The following is a 25,347-nucleotide window of genomic DNA, read 5'->3' on the forward strand; positions in this document are numbered from 1 at the left end:
GACTTCATATAGTTAGTCTCAACATCCGCGGATTTAATCGCATATAGATTATATGTATTCCATGGGATAGCTTTCTCTATGGAGTAGGTCTTATCATCTAAAACAATAATATCTTTAACGTTTAAAAGTTCATCACAATACATCTGAAAATCTGCTATTATATCTTCACCAAATGTATATTTAATAGCTTTAATATCCATCGGTTGCACATTTACTCTATAGCTATTTCCATCTTTTTTATAACCTTCTACTAGTTGTCCTATATTATTTTTCACTTTAGTTTTGATAGTAGTTTCTATAGTTTTATTTTTAAAAAATATCATATCATTCACCTCTACTAATAAAGCCTAATAAAAGGTCTAGGAAGTAATAATTTAACTTCTTCACTTATAAAAGAATTGGAGTTACTATTAAAACTAATAGATTGTCCTCCCTGAGAAATAGAGCTAATATTAGATATTCCATTATTAACTTCAATCATATTTTTATAGTTATCTATTATTACTTTAATTGCCATAATATAATTAGATTTAATATAATCATCTGTCCATTTTTCTTTACCTACAACATTCAAGTAATTTTTAATAGAATTTATTGCTATTGTTTCTAATTCTAAATCGGTGTACATTTTATCAATCTCCTCTCATATAAAAGATAGGGTAGAGGAGATTATTCCCCTACCTTTACTAATTATGTATTAAGCTTCAGTCGTTACTATTTTTACACACTTAGTTGCATCAGCAAGATATGCTACATAGTGATGAGTTCCATACCAAGTTGATTTTGCATGACCTGCATCTCTGTCTTCTTCAATGTTTGTAGCTTTCTTTAATTTAATTCCTAATGCTCCTGCTTTCACAATTACATTAGTAAATTTATTAGTTACCTTTTTAACTTTTCCTGATACAACGATTTGACATCCTGCTATTTCACCGATAACACCTGTCATAACTACTTTGTCTCCCATTTCACTTGCTCTTATAAACATTGGGTCTTTTAACATAGCAGTCTTTTGTTCTGGTGATATAAATAATACCTTTGCTTCGTCATCTTCTTCACCGAATAAACCTACACCGTCTACAATGTCATCATAAGTTAATTTTGCAACACATGTTTTAGTTAAACTAGCTGTTTTTAAAGCTGTATAACAATCACTGTCAATTCCATCAAGTATAGATTTTTCTAGTTGAGACTTTCCTTCATTTACAACTTCCTGTCCTCTTCTTCCAACTTCTTCATCAGTTAATGTAAATCCATTACCTGCTTTTACAACTTTTACGTCTTGAGAAGTCATTGTTAAGTCTGAAGTTGGAATTTGTCCACCCTCGGCTACCTTAACTGCTTCACCAATATATCCATATTTTTCAACGGTTATAGTATCCCCTGCTTGTCCTTGTAGAGTTGTATCTACTTTAGCTAAAGGAGCGAATTTTAATTTATTTGGAAGTGATGCTCCTATTACTTCACCTAATACTTTGTTATTAATTAATGTATTTGCCATATTATAATTACCTACCTTTTTAATTTTATAGTAGTTATTTTTCTTTAACGTCTAATTCAAACTTTTAAAAAGACATAAAGAAAGACAATTAATTGTGTATATATCATTTCAACACTCCTAATTGCCTACTTCATTATTTCTTCATATTGTTCAGGATTTTCATTTGCAAATTTCTGTTGTTCAATAAATCCCATATTTAATAATTCATCTTTAGTAATAGTTTTAATGTTTAAGTCTTTGTTGTTTTTAGGCTTATAACTAGCATTATTCAATCTTTCATTTACCTTCAAATTAGTATTACTAGATATTATATCAGTAAAGAACTCTATATTTTTAGTAATATCTTCTTCATTTTCAGATAAGATAAATTTCATTAGTCTAGTATCTAAACCTTTTTCACTTAAAGTATCTTTATATTTAGATTCTAAGTCTTTCATTTTCATTTGTTTTTCCATAGCTTCATACTTCTTTTGAATTTCTTCTAATGCTATTTGCTCTGGAGTTTTACCTTCATTTGATTTAGACTTTATAGCTTCATCAATTAGTTTTTGAAGGTTGTTTTCTTTAAAAGTATTAACACCTTTAGATACTGCTCTATCTTTTTCAGATGTCCAATATCCTTTTATAGTTGGATTCTCTTGCAAGAGTTTTGTAAAGTCTTCTAATGCTATTTCATTAACATTAAAGTCCTTAGCTAAAGACTTTATTTCTTCATGTTCTTTTAAAGTATCAAGCACTTCTGCTTCATCCTCTAAACTTTCTATTAACTTTAATAATTCATTTTTCTTCATTTTATAAAATCTCCTTTCGCCCTCCTAGTATTCCACCTAGAAAGTATTAATTTTTTACATAAAAATAGACCCTTTAAAGGTCTTGTTCTAATTTCCATTCTTGATAAGTTTTATAATCTATTTTCTCTTTAGTCTTGTTATCTAATCTCCTCGATGGTCTATAATTTGCACTAGGTAAACTAATATAACAACATCTACATCCAATATGAGTATCATCAATCGGCATAGGTCTACTATCATCATCAACTCTAAAAACTTTTCCGTCTAAACTAGCATCATAATCTTCTGTCTTATCATCTAGTGTAGCTGACCACATAACATATTCAATATTATGCTCCTTTTGAAATTCTTCATTGACTTGATTCATGACTCTGCTAGTTTCATTTTGAACTAACCTTTTAGTGTTATAGCCATTGCTATTAAATTTAGTTTTAATTACCTTCTCAATTTCATTCAGATTTATTTCTCCATTCAAGAACTTCTTAATTTCTACTCTTAGAGCTTTAGCAACTTTGTTTTTATTATCCCAAATTCTATCACTGTAATTTTTGCCCTTAATAGTTTTTTTAATTATCCTATTAAGTGTTTTATTAGTGACTTTTTTAAGTTTAAAATCAAGTCCTAAAGATAATGTATAGGAATTAGAATAATATTTATCTAATCCTATAGAAATTAATATATTCTTGGCTTTAGATATTTCATCTTTTGTTTGAGCTTTAAATATATCACTTATAATATTATTTAGATTCTTACTAAGTTTAATTTTTTCATGGCTGCTTAAATCTAATATATTATCTGCTACAGTATAAGTTAATATTATTTTACCTATTTCTGATAATAAAGTATCTCTGTCTTTCCTTTGTGTATTTAGAATTTTATTAATTTCATTATCTGATATGTTATATAATTCTTTATTAAATTCTTCAGTTAGATTAATATAAAATTGTTGGTCTTTACTTATTCCTTTTTTCATTTTTTAATATCCTTTTTAATTCTATATAATGGATACAATAATTTATCAATCCTCTAAAGAACTTCTTAAAATTTTTCAATTATATCAACTCCTCATTTTCATCTATATTATCTAGGTCAATCTGACCACTCTCTAAGATATCATTAATCTTTTTCTGATACTCTGCTATTAACACATCTTCTTCAAGCTTCCTTATTAACTCTTCTCTACCATTAGTAACATTTGATAACCTCTCTAATCCAGTCTGAATAGACAGTTTACCATTAAGTTGACTTACTATCTGAGCAGTTTCCACATCATTGCTAGGCAAGTTTAATTGTGGCATTATAATAACATCTTTATAGTTATAATTAGCACCGTTAGAAATATTAAGATATTTAAATAGAAACTTCAATCTAGTTCTTATACAGTTTACAAGACATTGGTTTTGAGTTGTAATTTTAATTCTCAAACAGTTCATTCTTGTAGCTAACATAGTACCAGAAGTATTAGATTGAATTTGAGTCTGATTATCTATGTGTTGAGCCACTCTATAAATATCTTCCTTGATAATATTTCTATATGTATTGTAGAAGTCAGATGATATATTCTTTACTAAAAATCCAACATCACCCTTTTCAGGTACTTGTAATATACCCATTTCTTTCATCTTTCTAGCATCTTCATCCTCTATATCTGTACCTATCATTTTCAAATAAGCTAATCTAGTATCACCTATTTCATTACTCCAATCGGACATTAATAACTCATAATTGTCTTGTAGAGATTTGATATTGTGATATAAAGTGTCACTTATACCATTGGGTAATGGTGCTATTCCAACACTACACTTTTTAAATATATGAGGAGTAGGCTCTTCCACCTCTTTAAAATCTTCATCAAAATGATATATATATTCATCATCTATAACGTCCATATATAAAGTATCATCCAAATCTTTATAATAAAAGTACATAAACATCTCAACTTCATTGGCTTGGTTTTTATAAGCTATAGAATTTAAAGGGGTATATGTACTAATCTTAAATTCTCTTTCCTCGTTCTCACCTTCTATATAATATAATTCATAGGCTTCAGAAAAAGTTAGCATAGTATCAGCTAGTTCAGTATCTAGTATTTCATTATAAACATTATTGTTTATCTCTTTTATCATTTCATTATTACCACTTTTACTACTATAAGTTATTGGCATTCCTACCATAAATGATACTTCTTCAGCAATGAATGTTTTAATATAGTTATCTTGCAACACTCTGTTACTTCTATCGGTTTTAACATAATCATTTACAATATCTGTTTTTCCTATCTTATAATTTTGCATCTTTTGATATATTTTTTGATTATCTTTATATTTCTTGTACATCTTTTCAGCAATTTCTTTATTATATAACATTTACTTCACCTCCTATTTTTTTGCATTAAAAAAGACAACTTCTATGTAATAAAGTTATCTTACTAATAGTTTTTATTTTATCTAGTCTTTGTACACATTCAGCCAAGCAATCTGGCATATCATCGTGTACACTCTTAGCACCTACATATTCTTTAATTTGTTCTATTGCTTCAGTATCCTCTTCATTGAAAATAACTTGTCCTAGATTGACTTCTCCACAAATTCCATCAATCTTATCAAATTTATTTGACCTCTGCATAGTATTTTCAAATTCTATTTTTCTATTTTTTAAACTTATATCTTCTGAAATTCCTTCTTTAATTTTATCTACATCAAACCCCATATATAAGTTTTTCTCTATCCAAACATATGATATATCTGGATAATCTTTTAATATCTCTATAGTTTTCTTTATATATTCATCTCTATCTAGTCTACCTATTATAGCTTTTCTAATATATTTTATATTTGTATCACTTTTAGAACCTACACAAAATGCACTATAGTCAGCTTTGTTAGATTTACTATTGGCAGGGTCAATACATAGAATTGTTGTCTTAAAATTGTGGTTTTCTATTTCTTCTGCACTTTCAGTGATTAATGTTTTAAATCTTCTTTCACCTTGACAAGATGTATCACCTTGTACCTCTTGTTTAAATGAAATTGGATTCTCATAATAACTTATTGCATAATCTAAACAATCCCAATATTCACTCCATAGTAAAGGATATTGCATTTCTTCTTTATGTTGAAAATAAAATTCTTTAGCATAATCAAGTGCATTTTCTCCATATTCTTTTTTATTAAATAAGATATTATGAAATTCTAACCATAAACCACTATTAAATAATTTATCTACACTATCAACTAAAACACCCTTTTCATGTCTTACTCTCCATGTAGGTAAATTTTTAAGTCTACTATAAAAACAATCATTGTTCTGTACCGTTCCCACTGCAACCATAGTACAGTTGCCCTTCTGAATAGCATATTTAACATCATCATTAAATCTTTTCCACTTCTTATCTCTTTGGTCTTGTGTAGCTATTTCATCATCTTTTTGGTAATCATCTAGTAGTAATAATTCTATTCTATGGTTAGCATAAGATTTACCTCTTAATGTGGATGAAGCAGATATAGATTGAATCATTGTGTGATTGGTTAATTCTACTTTTTCAGCATTAACAGTACACTTTTTTATATCATAGAGCTTTCCAAAAGATTTTTCTATTCTATCATTACCATCTAAAGCTATCTTTATATTTCTAATAAATGTTTCTGCTGTATCTCCTACTGCACTGGCTATAACAGTATAAGTCTTATACTTATATACACTACACCAAATCGCTAAAGCTAATGATATAAATGTACTTTTACCAGTACCTCTAGGAAGTAGATATTCTAATTTATCATAATTATTTTTTAATACAGCTTCTTCTATCTCTTTCCATATTTCTCTATGTATTATTGCTATTTCTGCTTTATCTTCTCCTACGTATATATTATGTAAGAAGTACATGCAGAAAAATTCTAATGACTTTGAGCCTAATATATATGCGTATCCATTTTGATTAAATAGATTTTGATTGTGATTATTTAGTATTATCTTAGTTTTTTTTAAAGCCTCCTCGGATTCATAGCCTTCTTCTTCTATTAAAAATTTATATGTATAATCTGCTATTAATCTAATTCCATAGTCTTCTTCTGTTTTATATTCTTTACCTTTATATTTAATCACGGCTACTCCTCCTCTCATTTAATTTTTGCATTAAAAAAGAACCTATATAAATAGGCTCTCTACTTGAATAGTTTAAATAAATCCCAAATACTAAAGGTAGTCTTTCTATATACTTTATTGTACATAGCTTTCTTAGGATTTCTAATCCATCCCATACCTTTTTTACCGTAGCCTGGTATAATAGCTTTCTTGACTTTTCTTTTTAATTGACCTGTAGTTCTGGCTTTAATTGACTTCTTTATAGATGGTTTTCTCATTCCAATTTTCATTATTATTTCCCCTCATATTCTTTTTTATATCTATAATATGTCGGCTTAGTTATTCCTAATAATCTCATGCACTCAGTTGGTTTAATATCACCAGTAAGAACTCTTTTATATTCTTTACTAAATTTATTAAAATCTAAAGCTCTTGGTCTACCATAATCCGACCATTCGTTACGAGCTTTTTTAGCTTCAATTCCTTCACGTTGTCTTTTAGACCTTTTCTCCATTTCTGCATGAGCAAATGAAGCATACATTTCCAAAAGCATATTATTTATAGTTTCCATCATCATTTTAGACATATTATTATCATTAGGTAATTCAATTAATGTAGTTGGTATTTCCAAAACCATTAATCTAATACCCCTTGATTGCATATCCCTAATTTCATTTAATGTAATTTGCTTATTTCTACCAAGTCTATCTAATTCAGTAACTATTAATGATACTTCATTACCTTGGTTAATTTGAAATAGCATTTCTTCTTTCATGCTTTTGTATCCTGGTCTTGAAAAGTTTTTTCCAGTACATTGGTCAGTAAAAATTGAATGATGAAGACTAATTTTTCTATCTTGTATAAAATCATTTATTGACTTTATACCTCTATCTAAATGCTGGTCTGCGGTTGACGTTCTATGATAAGCAAAGTATAGCATTTTAACACCTCCTTGAGTTTTAAAAATTATAAAAAATTTTATGTAGCTAACCACCACAAATTACAAGGGGTATATTTTAGAAGTACACCCCTCTATCTTTTCTTTCTACCCTTATTCTACTCTTGAGGTATCAAAATGTCAACATATACTTTCGATACTTTTTAAATTGTTTTTACCCTTTATGAATGGCTTAATTAGGTTATCATTTTATAGTATCATTAAGTATACATTATGATACTAATATTAAACTAAGCACCTTTAGTCTTTGGTCTAGGAATAATAATGTTATCTTCTTCTATCTCTGCCAACACATCATCCATATTTTTAATCTCTGTTTCTTTATTACTATCACCATTAGATTGCTCTATCTTAGTTGTAGTGTTACCTAATCTTCTATCTACTATATACTTATTAGCTTCAAATCTCTTTGGATTGTCTTTGTCATTAGCTATCTCAGCTATATTTCTAATAGCCATATCTAAGTATATTGATAATTTATTCTGTGCTTCTGTCATTCTATTATCATTAAAAACCTCTGTACGTCTTTGCAGTTCTGCCTTAAATTCACCACTATTATTTAACCAATTATAAACTGTCTTTGATGCTACTCCTACCTGCTTTGCAATCTTCTCTTTGCTAAGGTTTCCCATGATTAATAAATCTATAACTTCATTTTGTTTTTCTGTTAATGCCATTATTATCACCTCCATTTTGCTTACAAATTTACAATACAATTTCATCTATTCTATATACTATATATAGTATATAAACCCGTATTAACCACAATATATAGTATACATATTATCTATTAAACAATAATTATTATTGCTAAAAAATAAATAACACAAAAGAACCTACTAACATAACATTAATAAGCTCTATCTACTATTTATTCTATTATATTTACCCACACTCTCAAAATGCTTTTATCCTTATCATTATAAGTTATCACATTATGCTTTCTAAACTTATTATTAAACCTCTTAACCTCATCTAATGCTCTTATGTACTCAATATCATTACTATAAAAATATTCATGTTTATATGTCTTATTAATCTCACTCATATATTCACCTCAACATCACAAGTAATGAATCCATGATTATCAGCATTATAATATACAATATTATCCTCACCAAATTCAGTTTTAAATACTTCTATGTCACTCCAATACTTTTTCCAATCAGTATCATTAATAAATGTATAAACATGATGATAATACTTTCTTACCTTCATTTTAATATACCTCTATTTTTTAATATACTTTTTAAATCATCTATTTTACTATAAATGTGATACTTCTCCTTTTCCAAGTAACTAATTTTTCTTTCATATTTATAAATAGTATCTTGTAAATTACTTCTATCTACCATCCACATAACAACTATAATAAACATAATTACTATACTAAGTAACAATAATCCTAATTCCATCATTTTTACACTCCTTATACACTTTTTCTTTTTCTAGCTTGTCTACATCTATAGCATCTCTTGGGTTCTGGAAATCCTTTTTCTTCGTACCACTTCTGTTCATAATCTGCAAATATAAATACATATCCACATTCCTTACATTTTATTTCTTTGCCTACTAATTCTTTTTTATTTTCCATATCTATCTACTCACTTTCTTTTTATTATTTTTAAGATAATTTTCATGCTTTTCTTTTCTCTTAACACTTTTACTTTTAAATTCTTTTTTAAATTTTATATTCTTGCCTTCTAATTTTAACTCTAGGTCTAATAATCTTAGTTTCTGGTCTATATCTAAATATTTATAATTACGTCTTAGCTCTCTAATATTCTTCAGGAGAAAATAATATTTATTATTTATCATTTTATCAATTCCTTTTCTAATATATTTCTACTATTATTCCAACTATGTTTTTGTTCTTATCTTCTATCTCAAGGCTATGTACGTGGTCGTTTCCATATTTATTTTTTAATATGTTTATGTCATGAACTATCATCCAATAATCCTGACTTCCATTGACTTCATAATTATAGTGCTTGTACTTATCAGATTCACATTTACTCATTAGCATTTCCATTTACCTATGCTTGGAGTTATAATATTAATGCTTCTTATACGTTCTTCTTCTAGCTGAATATCATCGCACATAGTTGCTATATTTTCTAAAATACTAGCCTTTTCATCTTTTATATTTCTAGTCATCTCTTTACCATCCTTCGTTTTAATTTTAATTTTGGTTGACATATCTTCTCTTTTCACATTCTCTATAGTGTCCATATTATCTACTATCCATAATCCCATTTCTTCTTTAGTTGTGAACTCTTTTATCTCTCTACTCTTGTCTTTATAAATTATTCTTATATATTCCATTTTTCTATACCTCCATGTACTTCTTTAATTTTTCTGCAAACCCACATAATCTCTTAAAATATAAATCAAACACTTCTTCATCTTCATTCTCCAGTGCATCTATAGTTTTTTCAGTCAAACTGTTCAAATCTGGAATCAAATTTGCTAAAATTCTATTATTATGTAAATAACTTTCTAAACAATTCTTTGCTTCTCTATATGTAATTTCTTTATTATTCATTTTTTTATCCTCTTACTTTCTTTTTTAATTTATCTGTTATTTTATCTATATATTCCATTCCAATAAATCCTAGCTTTACTACTGCAAGTATTCCACAGGCTTCTATAAATACTAGTGCTATAAACATCACAAAAGTTAATATGTTTACTATTATCTCTATCATTTTTCTATACCTCTCTTTCTATAATCTTGCTCTATGTATTAAATCCTTAATTTCTCTTTCTGTTTCTAGCCACTTTGTATAATCTAAATACACTTCTCTATATCCTCTGGTGCAATCCACATAATCTGCTATTACATCTCCATATTTAGTATCATTTTCATTAGCCATCCATAAAACTGTATTAGTATCTTTATCTAATATAGGTCTTATATCTACTCCAAAATATTTTAAAAATGTTGCCTTTTTATTACTCTTAAATTTAATCATTTCTTTCACCTCTTTTTTATTATTTGATTTTCATTAGTAATTGAGAATTAAAAAATATTATAAATCCTCATTGCACATAGCTTTATATTTACACTTATAATAATCTAATCCTTCCCAAGTCTGCCATAAATCTTCTACATCTTCATCCCATTTTTCCATGTCTAAATTTTCTGCAATATTAAGCTTTGGATTATAACGTTGTATAAGATTATATTCGACTAAGTATGCGGTTTCTCGGTCACTACACAATATGTACTCTATTCGGTCTAACTCTAATAAGCTAAACCATTCTTTTAACTTTATAACATTTATCACATTACCACTCATGTAGTTGGCTATTCTAGTCTTTAAGTTTGATGTACTGCCAACTCTAAGTATTTCTAATCCATCTAAACCAACTAACCTATAGACACAAATAAACGCATCCTTATTATTGTATTCCTTCCATTTTTCCTTATTTTCTTCATAGTAATTCTTAAAGTATTTTCTTTTTTTCTCTTTAAACTCTGGATTATCTTTATTTCTTTCGTACCATTCATTTTTTCTTTTTTTCATTTTCTTTCTTTCTACACCTCTTTCTAAATTAATAAAAGAGTGTAATTAATTTTACACTCTTAAATAACACTAATATAGTTTATATACTCATATTTTTCTGTAAATACAACATAGCATTGTCCTAGTAAACAACTATCCACATCCATAACAAATTTACAGAATAAACCTTTATCATTATACTTCTCTAATTCTCCAATAGTATCTAGTATTATATTTTTTATATCTTTAAATTCTGGATTATCTAAACTTTTTTTATTATTGTTAATACATTCTTCTATAGTTTCTACTTTAAAGAAGTCATCTCCAAAATCTAAGTTTAATATATAATACAAATATTTTTCAAGTTGCTCCCTTGCAGTCATATTTTTCCAACTCTCCGTATAATAATCTTTATCCATTCCTTTTATGTATTCTTGCATTGTTAACATATATGTATTCCTTCTTTCTACTTCAATTCTTCCTCAATAGTTCCATTATAAAAATCTATTACATACCATCCATCTAGTTCATTATAAATTCTCATGATACATTCTTCGTCGTTGTATACATGAAATTCTTTGATATCTTTTAAACAAAATTCTAAATCTCCATTTGTTAACAAACCATTTAATATGTATATATCCTCAGTTTCATTTTCTTCTAACATATCTACAACTACCTTCTCTAACGTAGATGCTTTATAAGTAGTATACATTTCATTTTTTAACACATATTTAATAAGCTCTATGTACTCTTTTATTTCTAAATACTCTCTATCTCTCCATGTTAATAATTTAATTTTAACAACATCATAATTATAATTACTATTATTATAATAAATGTGAAATTCAGCTACATTATCACTGTCAACTAACCAATCAACTTTTCTTCTTAGTTCTAAAGATAAATTATCAGCGATTTCTTTAGTTATTAGCATATTGTCAATCCCCTTTTTATTTTTCTCCATCCTTACATTTAAGTTCATTTCTTTAATGGCTTTTTCTGCAATAGTCTTTCCGTCTACTTTACAACTTAATACAAATACTTCTTTTTCCATTCTTTACATCCTTCTTTCTTCTCATTTAATTTATTTTTTTATATAATAAAAGACTCTGCATTAGAGCCTTAAATATCGGTTGAAAGGTGAGGATTTTTTAGAGAAACCCTTCAAAAACTCATGAGCAATCTAGCACAATTACAACTTTTTATAGTAGGTTGTTACTACTGTCAAGTGTATTATTAAAAGCACAGTTATTAAAAACTGTATAATACATACATGTTTATATATGCAATTTACAATCTTTAAAAATCTGCACAATAAAAGGACTCCTTGCATTGGAATCCTCATGAGGTATCTTTATATATTTAATCCTAATTTTATTTCATTTAAATCCATAAGTGCTTCTTCTTTACTGCAATACCCTAATTCAAAAGCCTTATTAATAAAATTTAAGGCTGATTCATATTTTCCTAATTTAGTTAAACATCTAGACTTTAAATAATAAAGTTCACCTATTATTTTATTATTTGATTTATCTGCATTTTCAATAGCTTTTTCTATAGCACTTAAAGCTCTATCATAATCTTTTGCTATTTGAAAATTAAATTTTGACCAATTCAAGAATACTTTATAACATATTTCATTATCATTTTGGTTATTTCTTATCAAATCTGTTGATAGACAATCCATATAATAATTAAACTCATAAGCTAATATAGGAATTATACTATTTCTCTTTAATCTGTCATCAGTTTGTAAATATTCTTTCATTAAGTATTCTATATTCTTTTCCATTTTATCCATCTCTCTCACCACCTCTCACAAATTAACATTTCTACAAACAACTCACATTTCCCTTTAATTTGTCGAAAACTATTTTTATGAAAAGTATTGAACTTTACTTTTATATGATATATAATATAGTTAGGTAATTATGTTTTAAGTTAAATAAAAAATAAAATTATAAAGAGGAAGGATTTTGCCTTCCCCTAGTTGATATTTTTTACATTGTTCCAACAAACAATTATAGTTATAATTATAATAACTATTACTATATAGTAGAGAAGATTTCAATTTACTATCTACTCTCTTCCCTATTAAAGCATAATGACCTATGTGCCTCAAATCGTTACTACCACTATGTTTAAGCCACTTTTTTCTCTTGAGAATCTCCCCCTTTCACAAACATATCCAACAACTTTTTACCGTATGTACTAAACAATATTTCTAAGGTTAAAGACTCTATTCCACTTTTCTTTTTAACCTTCCCATTTTTCTTAACAGTATTAAGACATCTCTTTAATATTCCTGTCATGTCGGCTTTTGTTATCTTAATCTTCTTTAAAGTATCTATAGTTTCTTCTTTTACATAGTTAATATTTTTACCTCTATCTTTATAAGATAATTCCTCATTTGCCTTATAGCTATTTATAGTGTCATTTAAATCTTTTAGTAAATCTACAACCATATTAATGATATTTTCATTTGCACTATGCTTACTCTTTTTAATTAACTGTATTACTTGCACAGTACCTACTTTTTTCTTATTATTAACAGTATCAATTTCTGCTTCTAGCCAATCCATAGGTGTATCCATTTCTACATATATTCTATCTTTCCATTCTTCATATTTTTTATCCATATCTTTAAGCAGCTTAATTAATTCCTTATCCTTTTTATCAATCTTCTGCATTGTAATACCTTTTTCTATTGCATATTTTTCTATGGTTTCTTTATATAGTTTTCTCTTATAGTTTTTATTAACTTTATTCTTAGCTTTCTTACTTTCATTATCTCCCACATATTTAAAGAATCTTGGTTTTAATCTTCTGCTATCTAATTTACTTATTTGTTTACGTTTCTGAGAAATTAGAATTTTAAAATCAATCATTTCACCTTGTCTATAGATATTAATAACTTCAATCTCATTTTGTAATTCTAGGATTTTGATATTATCACCATTTGCTTCTTTAATTTCTCTTATTTGCTTTAATATTGGCTTTCTTAATTGTCTTCTATCTTTTAATATTTCTTTTCTTAATTTTTGTAATTCTTCTTTTAATATCTCTATATCTTTTCTAAGACCTCTTATTTCATTTTCATCAACCATAGATAAATCAGCTTTCATATTTTCTAATTCCTTAGGTACATCTAAATCCTCAAACTGTTTCTTAGCTTTATCAATTTCGACATTAGAGATAGAGGTTAATTTACTGCTCCTATTATACAATTCATTAATATATTCATTATCATAACTTTTATTATAAATTAAGTGATTCATTAGACTATTTATTTCTTGGCTAAGATTAACTACTCCACCAATATAATTTTGACTTATTATATGGTCTATTTTAGCCATATTTGTACCATTCATAACCGCTAAATTATCACCAGTATTTTTAATTCTATTAACAGATATAGGGGTTATGAATTCATCTCCATCTGTTTCTTTCTTTATTCTCTTACAAGCATTTAATATAATAGGTTCTTTAGTTAATAGTATGGAATCAATGTCAAAGTCCATGCCTGAGTATGTAGATAAAATAGGATATTTTATACTATTTATAAATACTATGTTGTTGGTACATTTGAAATAAGTTTCTAGTTCATCTATCTTTCTATTAACTTGTACACTTACCGAACCACTATTAGTATGCGGGTTTCTAAATCCAACAACTTCATCACCATCTTCAAATCTAGCACAGTATAATTCATCATTCTTTAGGCTTAGGCTATCACCATTAAACTCTCCTACTGTAGAATACAATAATTCCAATGGATTACCACAGGCAATACAGTAATCACCTTCAATCTTAACTTTACCTTTTCTTAAAGTGTTTATATAACTATTTATAAAGTTCCTTCTATAATCTTTAAATACCTGAGTATGCTGAAAATCATTATTTCTTTTAACCAACTCTACAAATGCACTATTTACATCTATACTTTTATCTACTTCCAAATCTTCATTTTCATCTTCTGTAGGATTTAAATAATTATCTTCTGTAGGACTATTAACCTCAGCCATAAAAAATTCTAAGTCATTTTTAAGTCTATTAATATATTCTATTTCTGGTTTAACTAATTGTTTCATTTCATCCTTTTTATATGGAATTGTGTTGTTCATCTGATAGCTAAGCCTTTGATATCTCCCATCTTCTAAGTGGCTAGGCTTATCTATTTTTGCAATTCCAAATCTATTATCAGCTTTATCTCTCCAATAATATAACCATGCTTTATCCCCATATTTTTCATAAGGCTTATTACCTTCAGCATCTTCCCATTCCACGCATTGTTTATTACTTTTATTAATTTTTATACTGCTAGGAGTTGTTATTAGTTCTATATCTTTTACTTTAATTAGGTTACCGAAAATATCCTTAAGCTCATAAGTTTCATAATTATAACCGTTTCTATCACAGAAACAACTATAAAACTCCTCAAGTTCTGCATTGAATCCTGCACACTTTAAAAATCTATTTCTTAAAAGTGCAACTCCATGTTCTTTAAGCCATTCATATTTATCAAATATCTTTTTACTTAAAAGTCCTTCCCCATCCCAAATTGAGTTTGATTCCATAACTTCTCTTGTTTCTGTTTCAAGTTTTTTACCCTCTAGCCATGTTTCACTCATTTTCCAGGGGAATACACTTTCAAAATCTTCTACAACTAATATATTCTTTGGATTAATTTCTATAAGTTCTTCCATAATGCTACTTAAAGGTAAACTCTCATAGGCTCTTATACTTGCTATATCTACCTTACCTGTATATTGCAAATCCATTCTGCTCCAATCTAGTGCCTTTTTACATATATCCTTTTTAATAAATAAGTCTTGTCCTACTCTAGCTTTACCACCACTTCTCTTCCAGTTTACTATTTCATTGTTATTAAAATTCAAAGAGGTACTGTATCTATAATCTTTATTCTTTCTTAGAGACTTAATTTTTCTACATTCAATAAGCATATCTTTGTCTATACTAATGGTTCTTTCTGCATAACTCCAATTTCTTAACTTCTTACTACTCAACTCTCCATCTTTTCCTTTATATATTTTTTTATATTTTACATTTATAATATCTAATGTATATAGATTACCATTATCCATTTTTTTAATTTCTATATCCTCTGGTAAATTTGACATTGCTAGTTCATAACACCAATCTAATTTACCTCTAAGTAATTTTTTTAAAAACTCCTCTTTGACTTCATAATTTCCTTTTTCCTTATTTTCCTTATATAGCCAACACGCTTCTATACTTGGTATGTATAATCCTTCTTTCAAATCTTCTATTTTTATGTTTTTCATTCTTTCTACACTCCTTCGATAATTTTTATTTTTTTGATATTTCTCTCTAATATGTACTAATTACTATGTATAAGCTCATCAAGTCTACTTTTTAATTCTTCTGATTCCTCAAATAAGAAAACAGATATGTTTATGTTATTTCTGTTAGGTTCTGTCCTGAGTAATATGTAATTTTCTTTTATAAGTGTTGTTGCTATGTCTTTTCTGAATACTTTTATGTAACGTTTCATTTTGGATCTAACCTCCCTTCTATTAAAATGTTATTTTTATTTGAGGACGTTTCAAACGACCTGTATTCTTATGGATATTTCATCCTTGAGTTAGCTACCGAACTAATTCGGTTACTAATTTTACCTGTCGTGTTTTCCGACAACGTGTTGCTCATACTCACAAACGTGTCACTCCTAGCTACACGTTATTAATATTTTATTTCCGAAGTTTAGTTCGGTTATAAGCTCTACAATCCATTCTTTTTATGTTTATAATACATTTACTCACTTTTCTAATAAGATTGAATGGTAGTCTATTTATGCCACCTATATAAGCCATTTGTAGGGGTTATAATAGTAAGTAAATTGTATTGAGCCGTTTTGGGTTTGTCTTCGTGGCTTACCTTTTGTCGGCTAGGCTAGAGGAATTATAGTTGAGGTTTACCGAAACTTTTCCTCTAGGATGGTTATACAAAAGGTAAAAGAACGAACAAGTAAAGACTGTTATTTAATATCCTTACAGGACACTATATAGTTGGGGTTTCCCCTCTTTAAAACGCTCCCTCGGAACTCGGTCACATTGTTAAATTCACCCCTACACCCCAAACCCCTTGGTGATAATACAATTCACTTTCTTTTTATACCTTTTTAGCCCTCAAACCATTGGTATTACTAGCTTTAGAGAAATTTACTAGACATTAAGGTGCATTTATAGCATCTCTATATATAATAGACTTCCTATTTTTGCACCATTGTGTCTACTAAATTCTTGTAAACCGTTGATATGACTAACCTTAAAGCCTAAAAAGGTACTAATATTTATATAGATATTTAACTTTTCCATCTTTGATAGTAGATATTTTTAATCTATTATCTTTTAGAAACTCTAGAAATTTAACATTGTTTATAATTCTGCTGAATGAACGTGAACCTATATCTAAAATATCCCTAATATCCTCTATAGCTCTTCGCTTTTTATCCCAATCATTTTCTATCCAATGTATTAACTTTTCTTCATTATTCATTCTCTTTACACCTTCCTCTTTGTTAATAGTTGGAACTTTATTTTTCTTATAAATATAAGTACCATCTTTTTTAGTTGTTTTAACAATAAATCCACATTTATCTAAATCTTTTTTAAATGTATTCCAATTAATATATTTTTTATCTGACCATTGTATTGCATATTTTTCAACTAAATATCTTTTATCTTTAGATGATAATTTCACTCCTATATACTTATCTTCTATGCAACTTGCGAGAATAATCTGACTTACACATTCACCCGTTGGGTATGTATTTTTATATTGGTCATATTCTAAAATTTCACCATTCGAATCAGTTGCCACTTTAATTCTTAAATATTCTATATTGTTTCTAACTCTATTTCTTGCTTGTATTTGAGTATCTTGTTCAAGACTATCTATAATTACAACTTGTACTTTTTCATCTCTTAAATTCCATCCAGTTTCATATGCTCCATTAATTATTAAAACATCTATGTCATCTGGCAATATACCATCGTCTAAAAGCTTGTCTTTTAATTGTATTTGCTTCTTACTCATTCTCTTTTTAATCTCACCAGTTTCTACATCTGTTATAGTATTATTAACAGAACATAGCCACTCTGCATTGTATCCATAATTGTTAAGCATCTTTTTATATTTTTTACAGCAAGATACTGTATTAGTGTAAATTAATATTTTATAGCTCTTTTTTAACAATTCTTCTCTAATAGTTCCTAGCCATTTAACTTGATTTATTGCATGGTTAAATCTAAAAATATATTTATTTGTATATCTTTTAATTGATTTTACTTCCTTTGAAGAAAATAAAGTTGTATAACTTACGCATAATTCCCTCATTTGTAACCCCTGATAAACTTTATTAGGAGTTGCACTAATGCCTATCATTAATGAATTCTGTGCCAATGTAGGCAAATAATTTATTATGGTTTCATAGGTTTTATTTTCCTCATTGTCAAATCTATTTGCATACTTAAATAGATTGTGTATTTCATCCATTATGATACATTCAAAGTATCTATTTATTATAGATTTACAAGCTTTACTTTTTAATAAAAATGACATGGATGCATAAGTAATAACTATTATATGTCCTACATTCCCCTCCAACATATCTTCAAACGTATTCTCTTTCATGGCTCTTTTCAAGTCACCTTTTTCTAGTATTTTAGTAATACCTTTGTTTTCTGTCTCTTTCAAAACGCTAGATTTAAGCATTGTTGTATCACATATGTATAAAATTTTATTAAGTTCATTTATGTATTGTTTTTTACTTCCATAGTTTATGTATCTATATGTATTTTCTAAAAACTTATTAAATATGTAATATGTTTTTCCGCTTCCCGCAGGAGCATTTATTATATTTAATGTATCAAGAGCAAACTTTTTATTAAATTCATCCATTGCCTGTGTCAACGTTAATCCTTCTTTATTCAAACCTCATTCACAACCTTTCTAATTTAATTCATATTTACACCACTTATCATAAACTTCTCTAGTATCTTCCTTATTAAATAAAAATACTAACCTATCTCTTCCATAATAAATATCTAATGGTTTTACATTATGTTTTATGTACATACTAACTTGTTTAATATTCACAATTTCAATAGTTTCCATATCCTCACATCCTTTCTTATCTCATTTAAGGTAAAATTTAATAAAGATATATCAGCATCTCTGTACTGTTTTAATAACCTCATAAATTATGTACTTAGTTTTGTTACTAACTTCTTAATAAGTTTAAAGTCATTCTTATAGTTTCATCCTTTACATTTTCATCACTGTTTATTATTTCGTTATCAAGTAAAAAATTGTATCTCCTATTTTCTTCATCCCAAAATGCATCACTAAGTCTTTCAGTTTTTCCTATACTGCATAATATCTCTGTGTATTCATCCAATTTGTTAACACTTTCAACTTTCTGTAGAATTTCCATTTCTCGGTTATACTCTCTTTCTTTTAGTTCGTTAATAATCTCAGAATTTTTCATACCACATTCTCCTTCTAGTGCAGGTCACCACCCTTAAATTTAAATCTATAATAGACTCATGCTTGTACCCTTTTTTACGAAGGTACAAAATCAACCTATTATTATTTCTCTCAAGGTAATAAATACAATTATTTCCACAGTCTCAAACCCTTGCAATCACTCATTAAATTTTCTTAAGGTTATATAATTAAATTCTGTTGACACTCCTGTAAAAATACTGTATTATATAACTATCAGTTAAATATAAAGGTTGTTTACAAGAAAAAATTTTTTTCTATAAAATATCCGTGTTAATCAGTTATTTAAATTTTTAAATAGAATTGTATTAATACGTATTTTGTGTGTCTATTCCTAGTTTACCATAATTTTAAAATATATGGTATTATTTTCGTTCGTCAAATTACGTTATTCATGAGTAGTTATTTAACTGCTCTTTTTTAATTGTGTTAAAATTTGGATTTTATTTTAGGTATTTATTACCTCTTGATTAAACAAAAATACCGCATATCCATATCTGAATAGTACGGTATCTAAAAGTCTACTATATTCAACTAACTTAATGTTTTCTCATATGTTTTAACAAGTTCACAGTCTTGTTATTGTAAGCTGTTTGACGTTCAGATTCAATTGGATATCTTTCATAACTACCTATATCTAAATTCAAACGATAAGAATATCCTGGAACTAAGACAAAAACCTCATTAAATTGCCTTTCCATATTTATTTGCCTTTGTTGCATATCTTGAATAGCTTCCATTATCATTCTATCATCTGCAGAAATATCTGAAAAAATAAATAAGCAGTTCCTCTCAAAACATATATAGTCTTTGTTCAATTTATTTAATTTATCATCAAAAGCTGATAATATAAAATTAAATGAATCTGTACCAGATGAACTCAGAATACCATTCTCTAACTTACATCCACACTTCCTTATCTCTTCCAATGCTCCCTTTTTATTACGAGCCGTATTATTTGAAATTTTTGTATATAGCCTCTCTGCCTCCAATTGTTTCTTATCTACTGAATTAGTAACTTCTATTCCGTATTCTCCATCTTCCATTTGTAAATCTGGCTTATCTTCCATTTTAAGATTTACAAATTCTTTCGGATATAGTTCTTCAAGTACAATCTTCGCATAGCATTCATAATATTTGGGTTTATTACAATTAGCCATCTTTATTATCCTCCTAATGTTTTCATTTCACAATTCATGAAAATAACAAATATCATAAATTCATTTTCGAATCATACAGTATTAATGACTATAATATCAAATTTGATAATCAATAAGCATTTTATATAGACAATCTGTAAGAAACACTAAACTCATCATGCTTTTTTTATTTATCAAATCTAATCTTTCCCCATGTAATATGTGTCTGGTTATAAATGTTGGGTCTTTTAAAGTGCTTTTGTATATATAATATTCACTCTTATTATTAAAAAATGTAACAAACAATCTATCAAACTGAGAATCTTCTCCCTTATTGAAACAATTATTTTTTAAAGTTTCTATAATCTTTCTAGTTATTTCATTATCTCCTATGCTATTTCCTGTTGCTTCTGCAGATTTTCTAATTTTATATTCTATTAATGTAAATAAATTTAAAGTAGTTGCATATAAACACTCATTTTCAAAGTTTGCTTGAATTTCTTTTATAAACTCTTTAATATGTAACTCTGTCTCGTCATCTACCCACTCATTCATACTTTCAACATAATATTTTTTTAGATTACTATCACTTAGTAAGTTATCAATACATATTGCATCTCTATATTTATTATCATAATTTATTGCATCATTTACTTTCATGCCCTTCAAAATATAGAATATAGGAGGACACACACCGTCACTTATAAATGGATTTAAAAACTTAGGATTACTCTCTAAAAAAGAAATAACTAAAAACGTATTTCTTCCTTTTTTATGTGAGATTTCGTATAGTAATTTTTCTATTTCTATTAATAGGTTCTCTGTAGTATCCTTCCAGTACTTACACATATGAGAAATTTGTTCTGGTAATTTTTTATAATGCTTAATATTTTCTTCTAATGCATTAGCCATTTTTTCACTAATACCTTGATATTGAACCGAAGCTTTCTTAGCCTGTTCAGCAAGTTGATTTCCATTAATTAAATTATAAGAATTCATATTATTATCAACCATAATAACTTTTTCCTCCAATTACCCCATTATCTTATATATATTTCATCCATATTATAACATATTTTATAACACCGCACTATTTAATTTTCAAAGAGCATATTCTAAAATCTTAAACTCTACATTACTGTTAAAAGTAAATTACCTACATAAATTCTATCAAAACTATCCTCATCTTCTGCAACTTCTGTAACTGGTAATAATATTTTATTTTGTCCATCCCATATATGTATTTCTAAGTTGTCTCTATTGCTCCAATACCAGTTAATATTAGTGTTAAATACTACAACCTCATCTTCCTCTTGGTTATCTAATACTAAGTTGTCCTCATTCTCTAAAATATTTACTAAGAAACAATCTATAATTTCTTTAATTTCCTCAAATTTTTTTATAATACTCATTTTTCTATTCCCCCTATTTTTATTTAATATATCCCATCATCATTTTTGTAATAGTCTCGGTACAATTCTTCCATTTCATCATTTGTTTGCTCTGCTAAATCTTCTAGCAGTTTATCCAATGCTTCTCTATCCCTGTTCATTTCTGCTAGTAGTTTCTTTTTTTAAAATCATTTAAGTTAATAATCATTTCCCCATCCCCTTGTTTTTTAAATTATTCTATTTAATTATCATATCCATAATTTAATATTAAACCTATTAGTTTAATATGTCAACACTTATTTTTAAATTTATAGGTTTATTTTTAAATTCATTTGCACATAATTAAATCATATTGTATATTATATATATGGAGGTGATTTAATTGGGATTGAAAGAAGAAATTAAAGGTTATATTGTTTCTAGTGGGTGGAGCATCACTCGAATTGCTGAAGAACTTAATAAAAGAAATGGTAGTGAATACACTATGCAGAATCTTAGTAATAAGATAAGAAAAGAAAGTTTAAAATATAGTGAAATTTTAGAGATAGCTAATATAATAGGATATGATATAAAGTGGATTAAGAAAGATTAATATATGAAATTTTATATGTTAACTATAATGTAGAGGGGGATTTCTTGTGAGTAGAGTGCCATTTCAAATAGTAGATGAAAACTTTTATGAATGCGTAGATACAAGTAAAGAAATTTTTTGGATGTATAATGATATAGCATCTAACTGGGGTATTGTACATAATATCGATTTTGAGCATGTTGATTATGATAAATATATTATGTGTGAGATTGTTGAAGAAAGACTCAAAAGCCCTGATTTGCAACGTATTGTAGATATAGTTAATCAAGGTTGCTTTACCGCATTAAGCTGTTATGTTCTAAATCTAATGGATGAAGATTTACGAGATAGTAATGTTATTATTCTTATCGATGATTTATTAGCAGACCGAAGAATAGATAGTATGAAATTTGAAAAAGAGTTATTGATAATTATGCGTGATGCACTTAATCAAGAGTTAACATATAATATTGATGATAATAAATATTGGACTGAATTTCCTGCTGGTAAACACTTGTATGATAAGCTAAAAGAAGTATATGCAAAATATGTAATTGGTTATTATCAATCTATGATAGAAATAGCTCGAACTGATGTATATTATATATAAAGTTATTATCACATTTTATACCTAAAGTAGAATATGTAGATGAGGATTAAGGCTGTACTAAATAGTACGTTCTTTTCTTTTCAATAAAAAAAGAGAGCCGTTAAGCTCTCTTAATCATTTCTATACTAGTATTCACGTAGTTTATACCATTATATATTTTATGGTTTTCTTACATTATTTAAGCATATCCCATGTTATATTATAACAAACCTACGGATACAAATTTATATCCTCAACTTAATTTAAATATATCTCCTGTTATATTATAACCTTAGAGTATCCATAAGTTTCAATTATACACTCTTGATTTAAATATATCTCCTGTTATATTATAACGCATTTAATACACATTCATCATCATTGGGTACGGAATTTAAATATATCTCCTGTTATATTATAACCTTCTGTGCATTAACATCTGGATGACTATACTTCTATTTAAATATATCTCCTGTTATATTATAACAATTAATAATTAAGGATAAATTAATAATAGATGAATTTAAATATATCTCCTGTTATATTATAACGTTAGCAAAATACCTAATTTTTAAAATACATTTAAATATTAAAAATGAGATATACCGCAGTAGAACCAATGCTTTTTAGCAACTCCCCTACTAACCTTTACCAAGTAAAATACTTGTGGTGGATTATCGAGTGTTAAATACCTTTAAATATAGTAATATCAATATATTTTATGCATTCACTTCTCGATTTAGGTTGGCAAATCAACCTCTATTATTTTTTAACTACATTTTACTACTTCTGTTTCTTTAATTATTATATCAATATTTGGAATAGATATATTCTTACTAGCATTTACATCTGCATTTTCCCTATGATTACAAATTGCACATTCAAATTTTTCTTGATTCTCTTTACAATTTCTATTATCTTCGTGAATACATCCACAATTGCTACATCTTTTAGATGTATACATAGGATTTACTCTAATAACCTCTATTCCTTGTTCTTGTGCTTTGCATGTTATTTTTTCTTGTAAATCGTAATAACTCCACTCTTTTAAAAATTTTTCATGTACATTTGAAGTTGCTCCACTCAAATTTTCCATTTGGATTACTCCACAATCATTTTTTACTGCAAAGTTAACTATATATTTACTTATCTTGTGGTTGTATGTGTCTACAAAGTTGCTTACATAACTATCATTTACACCTTTAACTCTTGTATTATATCCATGACCTATTCTTCCTTCCCCTGCATATTTCTTGTTTACCTGTCTCTTTCTTTTAATGTTGAATTGTTTTTGTCTAAATTTAATCAATTCTTCACCATCAATCACATTCGCCTTCCAACTAAACCACTCCCAATCACCTTTTACGCCATATTCATTAATTTTATTATTATCCCATATACTCATTGTTGCAACTTTTACAATTCCCAAATCAATTCCTAGAATTCTATCTTTATTCAACTCTTTTACTTGCGGTTCAAAGCTATAAGATATAATTAACTCTATTTTATCTTTTTTGGATATGCTTAATTGTGCAGAACCTTGTTTATACTCTCCGCTTAATATTTTGTTTATTGTAGCCTTTTTATTATTATCAAGTTTATCAATTTGGAAATCTATTCTTTTAACATCTAATTCCTTTTGTTTATCCTTGTTAAAAAGTCCTATTTCTATAAAATAACCATCTTGATTCCTTAATTTATATGCTACATTGTGAATAATGATTTTACTGTCAAGTTTATATGTTGGCAAGGTAACCTTGCCTTTTAATAAACCATCCTTTTTAGATTTATTATATTTATTCATTACATCTTGTCTTGCTTGTGCTACATTACTACTCAATGCTCCATCAATAATTTCATTCATTCTATTTTCTATCCAAGCACTTTTCGATTTACCTAAAATATCTTTTTCTGTTATTTTCGTATCATATAAATTCTTTAAATTCATGATATTGGTATCCCATAAATACAAATAATTAGTAATTATATTATATGCTTTACCATATTTATATTGCATGTCACCTATTGTTTTTTTCACCTCTTTCATATCTCTATTTAAGCATTTGTTTAATACAACTTTTATACTTTTATTCATTTAATCTCCTCCTACGCAAATAGGATATGTAAAATATATAAATATATGCATTAACAATTAAATATTTCAAAAATAAAAAGGACTATAATTAAGATAATTCCTTTATTCAATCCTCCTATTTCTCTATTACTTATTTGGCTTTTAAAACTGCATATTTTCAATGCTTC

35 protein-coding genes and 1 CRISPR repeat array are annotated in these 25,347 nt (G+C 27.1%); of the genes, 2 read left to right on the forward strand and 33 right to left on the reverse strand.

Translation table 11 applies throughout. From position 1 onward, the window contains the following. The 32 genes from B2694_RS15130 to B2694_RS15285 all read right to left on the reverse strand — a co-directional run. Positions 1–323 (reverse strand): hypothetical protein (locus B2694_RS15130; RefSeq protein WP_414632737.1); only part of this gene is annotated, 323 nt, incomplete at its 3' end. A 14-nt stretch (positions 324–337) separates the two neighbouring features. Then, the gene (locus B2694_RS15135) at positions 338–628 is read right to left on the reverse strand and encodes a hypothetical protein (protein WP_346886447.1); all 291 of its coding nucleotides are present in this window, start codon (positions 626–628) and stop codon (positions 338–340) included. A 69-nt stretch (positions 629–697) separates the two neighbouring features. Continuing rightward, positions 698–1,501, reverse strand: coding sequence for a N4-gp56 family major capsid protein (locus tag B2694_RS15140; protein WP_346886448.1), 804 nt, complete (start codon positions 1,499–1,501; stop codon positions 698–700). Between the two features lie 125 nt (positions 1,502–1,626). Further along, positions 1,627–2,292, reverse strand: coding sequence for a capsid assembly scaffolding protein Gp46 family protein (locus B2694_RS15145; RefSeq protein ID WP_346886449.1), 666 nt, complete (start codon positions 2,290–2,292; stop codon positions 1,627–1,629). A gap of 73 nt (positions 2,293–2,365) precedes the next feature. Then, positions 2,366–3,265 (reverse strand): minor capsid protein, encoded by a 900-nt coding sequence (locus B2694_RS15150; protein WP_346886450.1) that lies wholly within the window; start codon positions 3,263–3,265, stop codon positions 2,366–2,368. 79 nt (positions 3,266–3,344) lie between these two features. Then, the gene (locus tag B2694_RS15155; RefSeq protein ID WP_346886451.1) at positions 3,345–4,658 is read right to left on the reverse strand and encodes a phage portal protein; all 1,314 of its coding nucleotides are present in this window, start codon (positions 4,656–4,658) and stop codon (positions 3,345–3,347) included. 25 nt (positions 4,659–4,683) lie between these two features. Then, on the reverse strand, positions 4,684–6,396 hold the full coding sequence (locus B2694_RS15160; RefSeq protein ID WP_346886452.1) for a hypothetical protein: 1,713 nt from the start codon (positions 6,394–6,396) through the stop codon (positions 4,684–4,686). 59 nt (positions 6,397–6,455) lie between these two features. Next, positions 6,456–6,665, reverse strand: coding sequence for a hypothetical protein (locus B2694_RS15165; protein ID WP_346886453.1), 210 nt, complete (start codon positions 6,663–6,665; stop codon positions 6,456–6,458). Between the two features lie 2 nt (positions 6,666–6,667). Beyond that, positions 6,668–7,315, reverse strand: coding sequence for a recombinase family protein (locus B2694_RS15170; RefSeq protein ID WP_346886454.1), 648 nt, complete (start codon positions 7,313–7,315; stop codon positions 6,668–6,670). Positions 7,316–7,563: 248 nt separating this feature from the next. Then, positions 7,564–8,055: a phBC6A51 family helix-turn-helix protein gene (locus B2694_RS15175; protein ID WP_414632738.1), complete on the reverse strand. Its 492-nt coding sequence runs from the start codon at positions 8,053–8,055 to the stop codon at positions 7,564–7,566. Positions 8,056–8,204: 149 nt separating this feature from the next. Continuing rightward, positions 8,205–8,381: a hypothetical protein gene (locus B2694_RS15180; protein WP_346886456.1), complete on the reverse strand. Its 177-nt coding sequence runs from the start codon at positions 8,379–8,381 to the stop codon at positions 8,205–8,207. Continuing rightward, positions 8,378–8,551 carry a hypothetical protein gene (locus tag B2694_RS15185; RefSeq protein WP_346886457.1) on the reverse strand — a complete coding sequence of 58 codons (174 nt, stop codon included), beginning with the start codon at positions 8,549–8,551 and terminating at the stop codon, positions 8,378–8,380. Before B2694_RS15185 ends, B2694_RS15180 begins: the two co-directional genes overlap by 4 nt. Beyond that, on the reverse strand, positions 8,548–8,751 hold the full coding sequence (locus B2694_RS15190) for a hypothetical protein (RefSeq protein WP_346886458.1): 204 nt from the start codon (positions 8,749–8,751) through the stop codon (positions 8,548–8,550). The genes B2694_RS15185 and B2694_RS15190 overlap by 4 nt, the downstream gene beginning before the upstream one ends. Positions 8,752–8,762: 11 nt before the next feature. Then, positions 8,763–8,927, reverse strand: coding sequence for a zinc-ribbon domain containing protein (locus tag B2694_RS15195; RefSeq protein ID WP_346886459.1), 165 nt, complete (start codon positions 8,925–8,927; stop codon positions 8,763–8,765). Between the two features lie 2 nt (positions 8,928–8,929). Further along, a complete protein-coding gene (locus B2694_RS15200; protein WP_346886460.1) occupies positions 8,930–9,151 on the reverse strand; it encodes a hypothetical protein in 222 nt (73 codons plus the stop codon). A 16-nt stretch (positions 9,152–9,167) separates the two neighbouring features. Continuing rightward, positions 9,168–9,353 (reverse strand): hypothetical protein, encoded by a 186-nt coding sequence (locus tag B2694_RS15205; RefSeq protein ID WP_346886461.1) that lies wholly within the window; start codon positions 9,351–9,353, stop codon positions 9,168–9,170. Beyond that, the gene (locus B2694_RS15210) at positions 9,353–9,658 is read right to left on the reverse strand and encodes a hypothetical protein (RefSeq protein WP_346886462.1); all 306 of its coding nucleotides are present in this window, start codon (positions 9,656–9,658) and stop codon (positions 9,353–9,355) included. The genes B2694_RS15205 and B2694_RS15210 overlap by 1 nt, the downstream gene beginning before the upstream one ends. A gap of 4 nt (positions 9,659–9,662) precedes the next feature. Then, positions 9,663–9,878 (reverse strand): hypothetical protein, encoded by a 216-nt coding sequence (locus B2694_RS15215; RefSeq protein WP_346886463.1) that lies wholly within the window; start codon positions 9,876–9,878, stop codon positions 9,663–9,665. A 4-nt stretch (positions 9,879–9,882) separates the two neighbouring features. After that, complete coding sequence (locus tag B2694_RS15220) at positions 9,883–10,041, reverse strand: hypothetical protein (protein ID WP_346886464.1); 159 nt, start codon at positions 10,039–10,041, stop codon at positions 9,883–9,885. An 18-nt stretch (positions 10,042–10,059) separates the two neighbouring features. Then, complete coding sequence (locus B2694_RS15225; RefSeq protein WP_346886465.1) at positions 10,060–10,308, reverse strand: hypothetical protein; 249 nt, start codon at positions 10,306–10,308, stop codon at positions 10,060–10,062. Between the two features lie 57 nt (positions 10,309–10,365). Next, positions 10,366–10,863 (reverse strand): GIY-YIG nuclease family protein, encoded by a 498-nt coding sequence (locus B2694_RS15230; RefSeq protein ID WP_346886466.1) that lies wholly within the window; start codon positions 10,861–10,863, stop codon positions 10,366–10,368. 59 nt (positions 10,864–10,922) lie between these two features. After that, positions 10,923–11,291, reverse strand: a complete 369-nt coding sequence (locus tag B2694_RS15235) for a hypothetical protein (RefSeq protein WP_346886467.1) — start codon at positions 11,289–11,291, stop codon at positions 10,923–10,925. A 17-nt stretch (positions 11,292–11,308) separates the two neighbouring features. Continuing rightward, positions 11,309–11,899: a hypothetical protein gene (locus tag B2694_RS15240; RefSeq protein WP_346886468.1), complete on the reverse strand. Its 591-nt coding sequence runs from the start codon at positions 11,897–11,899 to the stop codon at positions 11,309–11,311. Positions 11,900–12,199: 300 nt separating this feature from the next. Then, positions 12,200–12,646 carry a tetratricopeptide repeat protein gene (locus B2694_RS15245; RefSeq protein ID WP_346886469.1) on the reverse strand — a complete coding sequence of 149 codons (447 nt, stop codon included), beginning with the start codon at positions 12,644–12,646 and terminating at the stop codon, positions 12,200–12,202. A 340-nt stretch (positions 12,647–12,986) separates the two neighbouring features. After that, a complete protein-coding gene (locus B2694_RS15250; RefSeq protein ID WP_346886470.1) occupies positions 12,987–16,151 on the reverse strand; it encodes a hypothetical protein in 3,165 nt (1,054 codons plus the stop codon). Between the two features lie 56 nt (positions 16,152–16,207). Further along, entirely contained in the window at positions 16,208–16,381 is a 174-nt protein-coding gene (locus B2694_RS15255) for a hypothetical protein (RefSeq protein ID WP_346886471.1), read from the reverse strand. A 791-nt stretch (positions 16,382–17,172) separates the two neighbouring features. After that, the gene (locus B2694_RS15260) at positions 17,173–18,822 is read right to left on the reverse strand and encodes a DEAD/DEAH box helicase family protein (RefSeq protein WP_346886472.1); all 1,650 of its coding nucleotides are present in this window, start codon (positions 18,820–18,822) and stop codon (positions 17,173–17,175) included. Between the two features lie 18 nt (positions 18,823–18,840). Next, entirely contained in the window at positions 18,841–19,005 is a 165-nt protein-coding gene (locus B2694_RS15265) for a hypothetical protein (RefSeq protein ID WP_346886473.1), read from the reverse strand. Between the two features lie 106 nt (positions 19,006–19,111). Beyond that, positions 19,112–19,378, reverse strand: a complete 267-nt coding sequence (locus tag B2694_RS15270) for a hypothetical protein (RefSeq protein ID WP_346878997.1) — start codon at positions 19,376–19,378, stop codon at positions 19,112–19,114. Between the two features lie 556 nt (positions 19,379–19,934). Continuing rightward, the gene (locus B2694_RS15275; protein WP_346886474.1) at positions 19,935–20,555 is read right to left on the reverse strand and encodes a hypothetical protein; all 621 of its coding nucleotides are present in this window, start codon (positions 20,553–20,555) and stop codon (positions 19,935–19,937) included. A 96-nt stretch (positions 20,556–20,651) separates the two neighbouring features. Further along, positions 20,652–21,548 carry a hypothetical protein gene (locus tag B2694_RS15280; protein ID WP_346886475.1) on the reverse strand — a complete coding sequence of 299 codons (897 nt, stop codon included), beginning with the start codon at positions 21,546–21,548 and terminating at the stop codon, positions 20,652–20,654. A gap of 116 nt (positions 21,549–21,664) precedes the next feature. Next, on the reverse strand, positions 21,665–21,946 hold the full coding sequence (locus tag B2694_RS15285) for a hypothetical protein (RefSeq protein WP_346886476.1): 282 nt from the start codon (positions 21,944–21,946) through the stop codon (positions 21,665–21,667). A gap of 361 nt (positions 21,947–22,307) precedes the next feature. Here B2694_RS15285 and B2694_RS15290 point away from each other — a divergent pair, with 361 nt between their 5' ends. Both B2694_RS15290 and B2694_RS15295 read left to right on the forward strand, forming a co-directional pair. Beyond that, entirely contained in the window at positions 22,308–22,517 is a 210-nt protein-coding gene (locus B2694_RS15290) for an LLM class flavin-dependent oxidoreductase (RefSeq protein ID WP_346886477.1), read from the forward strand. Between the two features lie 46 nt (positions 22,518–22,563). Further along, positions 22,564–23,106 (forward strand): hypothetical protein, encoded by a 543-nt coding sequence (locus B2694_RS15295; RefSeq protein WP_346848182.1) that lies wholly within the window; start codon positions 22,564–22,566, stop codon positions 23,104–23,106. A gap of 176 nt (positions 23,107–23,282) precedes the next feature. Continuing rightward, positions 23,283–23,636: direct repeats of the CRISPR family, unit length 30 nt; unit sequence ATTTAAATATATCTCCTGTTATATTATAAC. A gap of 218 nt (positions 23,637–23,854) precedes the next feature. Here B2694_RS15295 and B2694_RS15300 read toward each other — a convergent pair. Beyond that, positions 23,855–25,180, reverse strand: coding sequence for a transposase (locus B2694_RS15300; protein WP_346886478.1), 1,326 nt, complete (start codon positions 25,178–25,180; stop codon positions 23,855–23,857). Positions 25,181–25,347: the final 167 nt, after the last annotated feature.

Source organism: Clostridium sp. UBA4395 (assembly GCF_002390995.1).
Taxonomy (GTDB): Bacteria; Bacillota; Clostridia; order Clostridiales; family Clostridiaceae; genus Clostridium_J; species Clostridium_J sulfidigenes.